14 protein-coding genes are annotated in these 11,119 nt (G+C 36.6%); 8 read left to right on the top strand and 6 right to left on the bottom strand.

The window, feature by feature from the left end:
• The first annotated feature begins 6 nt into the window (after nt 1-6).
• Nucleotides 7-387, top strand: a complete 381-nt coding sequence (locus A5N85_RS17155) for a transposase (RefSeq protein WP_143143151.1) — start codon at nt 7-9, stop codon at nt 385-387.
• A 146-nt stretch (nt 388-533) separates the two neighbouring features.
• Here the strand turns inward: A5N85_RS17155 and A5N85_RS15535 are convergent, their stop codons facing one another.
• On the bottom strand, nt 534-689 hold the full coding sequence (locus A5N85_RS15535) for a hypothetical protein (RefSeq protein WP_169818602.1): 156 nt from the start codon (nt 687-689) through the stop codon (nt 534-536).
• Nucleotides 690-975: 286 nt separating this feature from the next.
• Nucleotides 976-1,806, bottom strand: a complete 831-nt coding sequence (locus A5N85_RS02015) for an alpha/beta hydrolase (protein WP_072575738.1) — start codon at nt 1,804-1,806, stop codon at nt 976-978.
• Nucleotides 1,807-1,876: 70 nt separating this feature from the next.
• On the opposite strand from A5N85_RS02015, the gene A5N85_RS02010 reads away from it, so the two are divergent.
• From A5N85_RS02010 to A5N85_RS02000, 3 genes are all read left to right on the top strand, one after another.
• Nucleotides 1,877-2,968: a glycosyltransferase family 4 protein gene (locus A5N85_RS02010; RefSeq protein ID WP_072575737.1), complete on the top strand. Its 1,092-nt coding sequence runs from the start codon at nt 1,877-1,879 to the stop codon at nt 2,966-2,968.
• A gap of 23 nt (nt 2,969-2,991) precedes the next feature.
• On the top strand, nt 2,992-3,390 hold the full coding sequence (locus A5N85_RS02005) for a YccF domain-containing protein (RefSeq protein ID WP_072575736.1): 399 nt from the start codon (nt 2,992-2,994) through the stop codon (nt 3,388-3,390).
• 79 nt (nt 3,391-3,469) lie between these two features.
• The gene (locus A5N85_RS02000) at nt 3,470-5,278 is read left to right on the top strand and encodes a PhoX family protein (RefSeq protein ID WP_072575735.1); all 1,809 of its coding nucleotides are present in this window, start codon (nt 3,470-3,472) and stop codon (nt 5,276-5,278) included.
• A gap of 121 nt (nt 5,279-5,399) precedes the next feature.
• On the opposite strand, the gene folK is transcribed toward A5N85_RS02000, so the two are convergent.
• From folK to A5N85_RS01985, 3 genes are read right to left on the bottom strand one after another with little or no spacing between them, the layout of a single operon-like run.
• Nucleotides 5,400-5,900 (bottom strand): 2-amino-4-hydroxy-6-hydroxymethyldihydropteridine diphosphokinase, encoded by a 501-nt coding sequence (folK, locus tag A5N85_RS01995; RefSeq protein WP_072575741.1) that lies wholly within the window; start codon nt 5,898-5,900, stop codon nt 5,400-5,402.
• A 1-nt stretch (nt 5,901) separates the two neighbouring features.
• The gene (locus A5N85_RS01990) at nt 5,902-6,657 is read right to left on the bottom strand and encodes a patatin-like phospholipase family protein (protein WP_072575734.1); all 756 of its coding nucleotides are present in this window, start codon (nt 6,655-6,657) and stop codon (nt 5,902-5,904) included.
• Complete coding sequence (locus tag A5N85_RS01985) at nt 6,650-7,216, bottom strand: patatin-like phospholipase family protein (protein ID WP_072575733.1); 567 nt, start codon at nt 7,214-7,216, stop codon at nt 6,650-6,652. Before A5N85_RS01985 ends, A5N85_RS01990 begins: the two co-directional genes overlap by 8 nt.
• Before the next feature lie 147 nt (nt 7,217-7,363).
• On the opposite strand from A5N85_RS01985, the gene A5N85_RS01980 reads away from it, so the two are divergent.
• From A5N85_RS01980 to A5N85_RS01965, 4 genes are read left to right on the top strand one after another with little or no spacing between them, the layout of a single operon-like run.
• On the top strand, nt 7,364-7,627 hold the full coding sequence (locus A5N85_RS01980) for a hypothetical protein (protein ID WP_072575732.1): 264 nt from the start codon (nt 7,364-7,366) through the stop codon (nt 7,625-7,627).
• Entirely contained in the window at nt 7,627-8,493 is an 867-nt protein-coding gene (locus A5N85_RS01975) for a ParA family protein (protein ID WP_072575731.1), read from the top strand. The genes A5N85_RS01980 and A5N85_RS01975 overlap by 1 nt, the downstream gene beginning before the upstream one ends.
• Entirely contained in the window at nt 8,493-10,082 is a 1,590-nt protein-coding gene (locus A5N85_RS01970) for a ParB family protein (RefSeq protein ID WP_072575730.1), read from the top strand. Before A5N85_RS01975 ends, A5N85_RS01970 begins: the two co-directional genes overlap by 1 nt.
• A 1-nt stretch (nt 10,083) precedes the next feature.
• Nucleotides 10,084-10,653 (top strand): hypothetical protein, encoded by a 570-nt coding sequence (locus A5N85_RS01965; protein WP_072575729.1) that lies wholly within the window; start codon nt 10,084-10,086, stop codon nt 10,651-10,653.
• A gap of 63 nt (nt 10,654-10,716) precedes the next feature.
• On the opposite strand, the gene A5N85_RS01960 is transcribed toward A5N85_RS01965, so the two are convergent.
• A partial coding sequence (locus A5N85_RS01960; RefSeq protein ID WP_143143150.1) for a transposase occupies nt 10,717-11,119 on the bottom strand: 403 nt, incomplete at its 5' end.

Here is an 11,119-nt window from a genome sequence, read left to right as displayed (position 1 = left end):
TGATAACTGGCATTTAAAGAACCAGAGCAATGCGATTGGAGCCATTATCAATGGAGAATTGTTTGCCTTACGCTTATAGATGGTTCTATTAACAGCGATATTTTCTCTCATTGGGTGAGAGAAGCACTGTTACCTGAGTTACCTAAAAACAGTGTAATTGTCATGGACAATGCCGCTTTTCATAAACGCAGTGATATTCAAGCAATCATTGAAGAGCATGGGCATGAGATAGTTTGGTTACCCCCTTATAGTCCAGACTTAAATCCCATTGAAAAGATGTGGGCTTGGATTAAGCAAATAGCAAAGAATGGCGGATGGATTGTATTGATACTTTATTCTTTTATCTGCTTTGGATTGGGTTGGGTTTTAGATGATTGCACTATATAAGCTTAGACTCAACCTTGAAGTGCAATGTTTTCTAAAATAAGATTGAGAAGTAAAATGTGCAGTGCTGCACTTCGAATTTCAATCCTACTATCAAAACATTATTAAACACTATAGCTGAATTTCCAAAAAATGCGTGCGACGTCAACTCAATATCCATATAGCTGAATGGGTTTAGCTTGCATACAAACTGACGAACCACAGATAGCCAACCTCAGTACGACAAAACGAGCTAATTGAATCGCCCCAACAGCAAAGAGATTGCCATTACCTAATGCTCCTATAGCATGGGTTGGGTTTTTCATCTGCCAATCCTACTCACCGTAACAACGTTGTCCTTTCACAGACCATCCATACCGATGTAACCACTGACTTCTAAAGCCACTCTCGTCAAGATAAACAGTCGGAGTTTCTTCTTTTTGATACTTAGTGACACTCTCATTAAAGCGTTCCCTATCATCTTGATTAGCTTTTGGATGCCTTAGTGTTTTTATAGCTAGAAACCTTTGCAAAAAAATATAAAATAGAGAAATTTCAATTTTCAAAGGCTCTAGACTAACAGGTTGTTCCTGATAGTCTAGAGCCTTTTATTTAATTCTTACCAAGAATACTATCTAACCAATCAGATAATGCCTCATAAACAGGTTTTGTATTTTGCTCATGAAAGATTTCGTGGTAATAGTTTTGAAAGCATTTTGCTTGTAGTATTTTTGGGGATATTTGTTGAGCAAAGTACTGACTTCCTTTAGGATCAACCAAATAATCGCTTCCTGCATATAATAGTAAGGTGGGAATACTCCAATCTGCCGAAGCGGCTTTTGCGTTATCTCCACATGTAAAAATAAATTTTCCTAAGCGCGCACTAATTTTTTTATGACAAAGAGGATCATTTTTTAATTGTTGATTGACCGATGGTAGATGACTAACTTTCATTGAAAGCTTATGTTTTACGATTAAATCTGGAGCCAATTTTGCCATTCCAAACGCTAACCATCTGCTTAGTTTACCGCCATGGGGTTTAAGGGCAGGAGAAGATAAAATAGCAGCGTTTAATCCTTGAGTAGAATGCGCTAATCGATTCGCAACAACAGCTCCCCCCATACTATGTCCAAAAATAATTTTAGGCAACTCAGAAGGAAATAAATCATTAGATTTATTGATTATCCATTCTAAGTCTTTATCTAAACGATTATCGCAATCTAAACCACCTCTTGTTCCACTTGTTTGTCCATGTCCATATTGATCGTAGCTTAAAACATTAAGCCTTAAGTCATGAAAATGAGGAATATCGTTGCAATATCGACCAATATGCTCTCCAATACCATGTACGAGTATTAGATTTGCTCTAGCAGATGAAGTAGGAAGCCAATTATAGTGAATATTATGACCATCTGGATGTTGCCAAAATTCTGCTTTTTTCATAAATCCTGCGATATCCTTGAAAAAGAGGGATAATTATAAGACGATAAGCATTTTATATAATGATTAAATAATGAAAATTCTTGTTCATAGTGGTTATAAGGTCGATAGCCCGCATAGTGTAAGACCAGAAGCAGAAGTTTATATTGCACTTGCTAGGAAAGGACATGAAATAACGATAGTCACGCAACCTGGAGAATATGAATATTTTAAACGTTTCCAGACCCAAGGGCTTCATACTATTGGGGCTTATCCAAAAAATAAAATTGATTTTTCACATATCCAGTTTTTAAGAAAAGAGCTCAAAAAGGGCTATGATATTGCTTATGGTTATAATTCTAAGACTATTCCTAATTTAGCTTTCGCCGCCATAGGGTTACCAACCAAAGTCATTGCTTATAGAGGAACAGTAGGGGGCTTATATCGCTATGACCCAAGTAGTTATTTAACGGCTTTGCATCCAAGAGTAGATGCGGTAATTGCTGTATCAAATGCAGTTCGTGATGATGTTAGAAAACGTAGTTTTTTACCCAATGAGCGAGTCATTACTATTTATAAAGGGCATGATATTCAATGGTATGATGATGAACCTAAAACAGATTTAACATCTTTAGGGATATCTAAAGACGCTTTTACTGTAATTTGTGCAGCAAATGCACGTCCCAGTAAAGGAATTGAAATATTGCTTGATGCATTTGGACAATTATCTTATACCGATAACATACATTTAGTTTTTGCAGGCAATGGATTTGAACAAGAACCTTATCAATCTTTAATTAATAGTCATCCTTTGAAAAATCAAATTCATTTATTAGGTCATCGGAATGATATTATTGGTTTAATGAAAGCAGCAGATGTCCAAGTTCAGCCTTCTATCAAAGGAGAGGGGCTACCAAAAACAATTATTGAAGCAATGGGAGGTGCAACACCATCTATTGTTACCACAACAGGAGGAGGAAAAGAGTTAATTTTAGAAGGAAAAACAGGTTTTGTTGTTCCTACTCATGACGCCATGGCAATTGCTAAGCATTTAGGACAACTAATTGCAAACCCAAGCCAAGCAAAAGAAATGGGACAGTTAGCTAAAGAAAGATTAAAAACGGAATTTTCTCTTGTTAAATCTATTGAAGAACACGAACATTTTTTTAAAACACTTATCAGTTAATTATATTATTTAGGAATTTATTTATGCGATTTATATTGAATATTCTTTGGGTAGTGATGGGTGGCTTTCTAATGTCATTAGGTTGGTTATTGTCGGCATTCTTAATGGCATTAACTGTAGTAGGGCTACCTTGGGTGCCTGCTTGCATTAAAATGGCGAGATTTGTATTGTGGCCTTTTGGCTATCAAGCAGTTGATAATCAATCTTTAGGAAAAGAGGGATTATCTAGTGGGCCTTTAGGCTGTATTGGAAATCTTATTTGGTTGATTTTAGCAGGTTGGTGGTTAGCTTTGGGGCATTTGATAGCTGCAGTTGCAAACTTTGTTACTATCATTGGTATTCCATTTGGCTGGCAACATCTAAAAATGATTAGATTTTCTCTTGCTCCTATAGGAATGAGTATTACACCAATTAAAGACTAAAAGTTTTATTGTTGTTATAAAACGGTAACAAATAATAAAGATAATTTGCCTCACTTAACCACAGTGAGGCAAATTTATTATGCAAGTTAATTCATCTCGTCGCCGCTTTCTAAAAACAAGTGAAACTTTATCAGGTGCTGCTTTTTTAGGAGGATTTAGCCCTAAAGTTTTAGCTGACACGCCAAGCAAACTACTTAATTTTGTTGCTGTGCCTGCTGCTGCTAAAGATCATATTGTAGTACCAGAAGGCTATCGTGCCGATGTGTTAATTTCTTGGGGCGAACCAATGTTTGAAAATGCGCCATCTTTTCAAGATGATGGTAGTAATACTGGCTCAGACCAAGCCTTGCAATTTGGCGATAATAATGATGGTATGCAGTATTATGATGTTGATGATAAGCAAGGCGTATTAGCTATAAATAATGAATATATTAACCCTGAGACACTTTATACTCATGGAGGCAAACTGGCTAAAACAGTAGATGAAGTTCTAAAAGGACAAAATGCCTGTGGTTTGTCTATCATTACGCTAGAAAAAATGCCGAATAATCAAATGCGTTTTAATAGAGCGGGGCAGTATAATCGCCGCGTAACGGCACACACGCCAATGGAATTCTCTGGGCCTGCCAAAGGTAATGAGCAATTAAAAGATAAAGATTTTCCTGATGGGATAGCTGTCAATGGGACGTTTGCTAACTGTTCTAGTGGTAAAACGCCTTGGGGAACATATGTTACCTGTGAAGAAAATTTTGATGATATGTTTGGCGCCAGTGATGAAAACGCTATTACACCAGAAATGAAACGATATGGTATAGCAGCACAATCTACTTATGGTTGGGAAAAATATGATCCTCATTTTGATGTTGCTAAGCATCCTAATTGCTTTAATCACTATGGTTGGGTAGTAGAAATTGATCCCCTTGACCCTAATCATAAACCGATTAAACGTACGGCCCTTGGACGGTTTAAGCACGAAAATGTTGCTATCCATGTTGCAAATAACGGTCATGTTGTCGCCTATATGGGAGACGATGAAAGAGGAGAACGTATTTATAAGTTTGTTAGTCGTGATAAATATATTGAAGGCGACCGCAAACATAATATGACATTATTGGATAATGGAACCTTATATGTGGCAGAATTCTTAGGCGGTGATAAACCTTTAGAAGGGAAAGGAAAGTGGATAACACTAACTCATGGAGAAAATGGATTTAAAGACCAAGCGGATATTGCTATTTATACTCGTCGAGCGGCAGACTATGTAAATGCAACTACAATGGATCGTCCAGAATGGATAGCAGTTAATCCACTTAATGGAAAAGTTTTTTGCACATTAACCAATAATAGTAAGCGGGGAAGTGAGAAGCTACCGCCTAATCCAGCGAATCCACGTAAAGACAATATTTACGGGCAAATTATCCGATGGGCAGAAGATAATGACGACCACACTTCAAACCGCTTCCATTGGGATATGTTTGTCATGGCGGGTAATCCGAATATTTATCCTGATAGTGATCCACGCTCAGGTACACCAAATATCACAAAAGCCAATACTTTCAATAGTCCAGATGGAATTGGATTTGACCAAGGTGGGCGCATTTGGATACAGGCAGATGGTAAATATAGCAATGAGGGTGATTATGCTGGACAAGGTAATAACTCAATGCTTTGCGCAGATCCAGAGAATGGAGAAATTCGCCGCTTTTTAACAGGACCTAACTCCTGCGAAATTACAGGGCTGACCTTTGCAAATAATGATAAAACTATGTTTGTTAACATTCAGCATCCGGGTGAAGCAGGGGACTCAACATTCCCTCACACTGGAAAACGTCCACGTTCATCTGTGATTATGATTACCAAAGAAGATGGCGGTGTTATTGGTGCATAACTTAAATTTATGGACATTGCTTTATTGTTAGAAAACAGATAAATAAAGCAAAATAATTATCTATAAGGAAGTAGGAAGAGCGCTTTTAAGCGCTCTTTACTTATTGATTATTTTTGAATCATTATTTCCAATATTCTATCTTCAATTTTGTTTGATGACTAGTATCTAATTGCTTTAGAAGCGCTTCTGCTTTGCCATATTTCCCAATACAGATATTAGGCGAAATTTCGGTTAAAGGTTGTATAACAAATGCACGCTCATGCATTCTAGGATGAGGCAATGTTAGTAAATCTGTCTCTAGTGTTTCATTATCAAATAATAAAATATCTAAATCTAACGTTCTTGGTCCATTTTTAATAGTTCTCATTCGATGCTGCTCTTGTTCTATCGTTTGTAATAATTCCAATAGCTTTAGAGGTGATAAATTAGTCTTATAATGAATAACAGCATTATAAAAATCTGGTTGTTGCTCATATCCCCAAGGTGGGGTTTTATATAAAGACGATGCTTTAATTTCGGTTACGCCAGAGTGTTGAGCCAAACGATTTCTTGCTACTAGCAGTTGTTGAATAGGTTGATCTTGGTTAGAGCCAAAAGCAATCCATGTGTGGTGCTGATGCATATTAATTCCCATTATTTAAATCATTCTTTAATCTTATAAATTCTTCATTTTTATCTAATAAAATTTCAGCAGCTTGCAACAGATCTTCAATATCTTGAGAAGAAATTTTAAAAGAAGTTTTAATATTATTGACTCTATCAGCCAACTCTGAGTCTGATAAATCATATAAATTTAGCCGAATAAAATAATTCTCAACATTTTCTTGTTTATTTTTTAATGCTTCAGAAAATTGTTTAGCGGTTTCCTCAGAAAAGCGGTCAATAGCAATATCAATACTACCACTAATGACTCGTTTTAATGGCGGAATATTAGCTGATTCATCTATAGAATTATCATAACCTAAAGCTGCATTTACGCTGATAAAAACTCGTTTTGGCTTTATATGAGAATTATGAGCAGCTGTATCTTGAGCAGAAGTAATTCTTCTTAAATCAAGTAAGGAGCGTAGCCCCAAATTATCACTTAATCCACCATCAATTAAATGTAGGTATGGCTTTTTTGTAGCATTTTTATGTTCAACTACCCAACGTTGCCAGTCAGAAATAATTCCTTGTTTTTTAGCGATATCAGCCTTTTTAGTTAGCTGAGTTTGTTGGTAATTACAATAACCACTATGATTATTGAGCGTTAATGGCGTAAAAATCCCTGGTACAGCACTTGATGCCGCAACAGCTCGAGAAATAGGATATTGAGATAAATCTAAACATAAAAAATCAAAATAATCTTGTGTAAAATTAAGACGTTCTCCACTAGCCAATAGCCAAATCCGTCGCATGAATAACAGCAAAAGGACCTTTGCGATGAGAAATTAAATCTTGAAAAGTTGCTCCATGAAAAATAAATTGATCAAATTCATGTGCTAATAGATCTCCACGACCATATTGAGGAGAAGAAAAATGCCACCTATAAGTAAAAGAGAGTAAACGATTGATTAGTGTTCCTTCAAAATCTCTATGAAGAAAGTCATTGGGAAAAGATTTTAAAGTTTCTTTTCCATGCAACGCGTAATGCATCGCAATGACAGAACCACCAGAAACACCAAAAGTTAGGGAAACATGATTGAGTAAAGATTGATTTTGTCCATCATGTTCTTTATTTAATGCTTTTAAAACTGCATATCCAAATGCAGCAGCACGAGAACCACCACCAGAAAAGCTAATGACAACCAATAAAGGATCATTTTTTTTATTTTGGAAAATATTTTCTAAACGATATCCGGATTTTGGATTAACATGAGCAATTTCTACAGTTGGCTCAAAGCGTGTATTAGCACAGGCGGTTAAAAAGAGTAAGAGAATAAGATGAAAGATACGCATAATAGTATTCTTAAATTTAGAAGGAAACATTATACATTAATGTATAATTTATAGGCATAGCATTCTTCATATATTTAAGTTGTTAGAACAGACCTTCTATGCCCTTATAGAAGCATAATTATTGCTCCAAATAATTAGGAGTTTTTTATGTCTAACAACGATTCATCTATTGAAAATCTACCCACAGAATCTAAAGCCGTCTACGTACGTGTTCGAGTCCATCCTGGCATTCGAGATTATCTTGCTGAACATTCTAACGAAAATACCATTTCTGGCTATATTCAAAAAATCCTTAATGAGTGGTTTTTCTCTACCGCTACTCAAGCAGACATTCATAAATACTTCCTTAGTAAGGAACCCAAAATAGCGAACCTTTTAGAAAAACTCTATAAGTCTGAGGAGGAAAAATAATGAATGCGCAAACGTTAGCTCTGGTCAGCTCTAAAGGTGGTGTTGGAAAATCTACGGTCGCCATCAATATGGCATGTGCCCTAGGTAGCTTAGGTTTATCTGTTCTCTGTATCGACCTTGATTCACAACAATCTTTGTCTAAATTCTTTGATTATCCTACTGCTCCAACCAAGGGACTATTAGAGTTCTTAATTCAAGGTGATTTATCGGCTATTTCTCAAACACACATTAAGAATGTTTCTGTTGTTGTCAATAATGATGATGGTGAGCGTCTAAATGAATGGATGAGCGAAACCTTCTCAGGCTTATTTCGCCTAAAAAAATTATTGATTAGTATTAGAGATCAATATGATGTCATTATTATTGATACGCAAGGTAAAGATGGTCGCGGACAGTTGCAAGAAATGGCGCTCATAGCAGCTGATACGGTTGTAGTCCCGACAACGCCTGATGTGATGTCTTCCCAAGAGCTGCCTCGCTCTATTGCTATTTATACGCATGTGATGAATGGTTTATCAGAAATGGGAATTGGTAATGACCAACCACCCCCTTTAAGAGTCTTAATCAACCGTGAAGACCACACTGTCGAAACGCGTAATGTAACTGCTGCTATACGGCAAGAATTTTCAAAAATTGCTCGTCATATTACGGTTCTAAAAACTTCAATTCCTCAAAAAGTGGTTTGGAAACAATGTATATCATTACAGCGCCCTGTTCATGAATTAGAAATTGATCGTTCTAATCCTCGTTCTGCATTATCAGTGATGGAGTCACTTATTCATGAGCTTTTACCGCATTTTGCTGATTTACAGCTGAATCCAAACACTGAACAAAAAGAAACTATACCGCTACAAGGAGGACAATAATGTCAGGTTTTGATTTTGGTGCAAAATTAACTCGCGGTGGTTTTGGCTCTAAGCAATCAGAAGATATAAAAGACGATGCCGTTAAGATTATTTCGGTAACGCTTGATGATATTAGCTTTTTTTCGCTTAATCCTAGACGTTCCGAAAATCCCAAATTTGAAGAAATTAAAGAGTCAATACGCGTTATCGGATTAGAAAATCCTTTAACATTGACTAAGCGACCTGGTGAAGCTGGATATACTTTATTTAATGGCGGTAATACTCGACTAAAAGCGCTTAAAGAACTTTGGAAAGAAACTGCTGATCCAAAATTTTATCAACTTGATTGCCGCTTTGTTAAGTGGCAATCAGATAGTGAAACATTAATTCGCCACATGATTGAAAATGAAACTCGTGGTGAGATGTTATTAATTGATAAGGCAATGGCTGCTTTACAAATTAAGCAATTATATGAGCAAGAGTCTGGAGAAAGTTTATCTTTAAGAAAACTTGGACAATTACTAAAAGAAAAAGGTTGGTCAGTTGGCCATGGTAATCTCTCAACTTTTATTTTTACGGCTGAAAAGCTCTCTAATCGTATTCCTCTAGCTCTACAAGAAGGCTTAGGTAAATCCAAAATCGAAGCTATACGAAAAGTCTATCATGCAATTAAGACTTACTGTGATGCCCGTTTACCTTCTCATGAAAGTGTTAATAGTGAAACACTACAGCGCGATTATTTAGAGTTCTTGGCGCAATATGATGAGCCTAATTTAGGTCATGAGCAATATGCCCTTGATGACGTTGCGAGTAAAATTCAAAAAATATTTGAAATTGATGCCTTCAGAGTCAATTTTGAAATTAATCATATCTTAGAGCATGGAGAGCTCTATCAAGGTGGAACGGTTGGGGAAGATTTTAATGAAATTGGTCAGCCGATTAAAACAGAAGCTAGCCCCCCTACTTTCTCTGATACGAATGGATACAAAGAAGAAACTGCAACAGATAATTTATCTTATTCAGATACTGCAACAGCTCATGCTTCTTCTACAGAAGCTGCCAATGAAATCGATTCTTCTCATACTGCAACAGGAAATAATGCTGAAATTACTGTAGATGCAGGACAGTCAAGTAGCGCTTTTACGCCTGCAACAGAAATGACTTCATCTATTTCTGCAACAGAGCAATTACAGACGACGTTACGGTATTTACGCGTAGAATTTCCAAGTGTGGCTGAAATTATTCTAGAAACCAGTGAAACGCCCTTTTTTACCCTTAATAATGATGTCGTCGCTTTATTTAAATTAATGTTGAATGCGCAAGACAACCAAAAGGAAGATCAAAGCGCCCTTTTAATCTCTCTTTATGATTTTGCTTGTGCCTATGCCGTTCAATTTATAGATACCCCTATCTGGAATAATATTTATAAACAGCTACTCGAATTAGAACCTGCTATGCGTGAGCATCGCAATAATGTCATCAGTATGCAATATGGGTTTTACGAACTGCCAAACAATGCAGAAAAAGTATTACGACGTTTTCAAGAACTGGGACAGGAATTACGTCAATACACCCTCACGTTGACAGAGGTTCAAAGCGGGGAGAAATGAAATGGTGGATTATGATGTCCTGTTGCAGGAACAAATATTAAATCTCTGCCGTTTAGCAGCCAGTGACCAAGATAAAGCGTTTCTAAAACGCTTATCTATTGAGGAGCAGATGGCTGAGCAGTTGCTCAATATTTCGCCTGAAGGTATTCGCCGACTAGCGCGATTAAAACCTTTTAGAACACAAATTACAAAGGCCTTTTTTAGTATTCAGTTAGATGCTGAACTAAAAAATAGTGAGCGGATAAATAACATTTGCAAGGCAATCCAATTGGGAATGTCGCGCGAAAGTTTAAAAGATGTTATTGGTTTATCGCGTAATGAATATGACCGACTAAAAGCAAAAGCAGGCGTTGAAAAAGCGCCACGCAGTAAGCCTCGTCGGCTCTCAGAGTCAGATTATGATCTGATCGAAAAAATTGATATTAATCTTAGAAATATGTATACCCGTCAGGGAGAAACGCCTGACATCCTGGCCATACTTATAAAACTCAGCGAGGCCAGTGGCATTGCAATCAATGAAATTTATCTGCACTACTACTTAGAGAATTTGGTAGGAGATAAATATGCGTAAAACACTCCTACTTGCGACAGAAAAACCCTCAAAAGGCGGATTATTTCAACTTATATAGTGCAATCATCTAAAACCCAACCCAATCCAAAGCAGATAAAAGAATAAAGTATCAATACAATCCATCCGCCATTCTTTGCGTATTTGCTTAATCCAAGCCCACATCTTTTCAATAGGATTTAAGTCTGGACTATAAGGGGGTAACCAAACTATCTCATGCCCATGCTCTTCAATGATTGCTTGAATATCACTGCGTTTATGAAAAGCGGCATTGTCCATGACAATTACACTGTTTTTAGGTAACTCAGGTAACAGTGCTTCTCTCACCCAATGAGAGAAAATATCGCTGTTAATAGAACCATCATATAAGCGTAAGGCAAACAATTCTCCATTGATAATGGCTCCAATCGCATTGCTCTGGTTTTTTAAATGCCAGTTATCACTTCCATGACAAACTTCTCCTTTTGTG

The sequence above is a fragment of the Suttonella ornithocola genome, from assembly GCF_001889065.1.
In the GTDB taxonomy this organism is placed as follows: Bacteria; Pseudomonadota; Gammaproteobacteria; order Cardiobacteriales; family Cardiobacteriaceae; genus Suttonella_A; species Suttonella_A ornithocola.
This window is presented reverse-complemented; position numbering and strand designations above follow the sequence as displayed.

Excerpts from the sequence above, each read along its gene's own strand:
- A5N85_RS15535 (WP_169818602.1), bottom strand. The coding sequence starts at position 689 with ATGAAAAACCCAACCCATGCTATAGGAGCATTAGGTAATGGCAATCTC.
- A5N85_RS02015 (WP_072575738.1), bottom strand. The coding sequence starts at position 1,806 with ATGAAAAAAGCAGAATTTTGGCAACATCCAGATGGTCATAATATTCAC.
- A5N85_RS02010 (WP_072575737.1), top strand. The coding sequence starts at position 1,877 with ATGAAAATTCTTGTTCATAGTGGTTATAAGGTCGATAGCCCGCATAGT.
- A5N85_RS02005 (WP_072575736.1), top strand. The coding sequence starts at position 2,992 with ATGCGATTTATATTGAATATTCTTTGGGTAGTGATGGGTGGCTTTCTA.
- A5N85_RS02000 (WP_072575735.1), top strand. The coding sequence starts at position 3,470 with ATGCAAGTTAATTCATCTCGTCGCCGCTTTCTAAAAACAAGTGAAACT.
- folK (WP_072575741.1), bottom strand. The coding sequence starts at position 5,900 with ATGCATCAGCACCACACATGGATTGCTTTTGGCTCTAACCAAGATCAA.
- A5N85_RS01985 (WP_072575733.1), bottom strand. The coding sequence starts at position 7,216 with ATGCGTATCTTTCATCTTATTCTCTTACTCTTTTTAACCGCCTGTGCT.
- A5N85_RS01980 (WP_072575732.1), top strand. The coding sequence starts at position 7,364 with ATGTCTAACAACGATTCATCTATTGAAAATCTACCCACAGAATCTAAA.
- A5N85_RS01975 (WP_072575731.1), top strand. The coding sequence starts at position 7,627 with ATGAATGCGCAAACGTTAGCTCTGGTCAGCTCTAAAGGTGGTGTTGGA.
- A5N85_RS01970 (WP_072575730.1), top strand. The coding sequence starts at position 8,493 with ATGTCAGGTTTTGATTTTGGTGCAAAATTAACTCGCGGTGGTTTTGGC.
- A5N85_RS01965 (WP_072575729.1), top strand. The coding sequence starts at position 10,084 with ATGGTGGATTATGATGTCCTGTTGCAGGAACAAATATTAAATCTCTGC.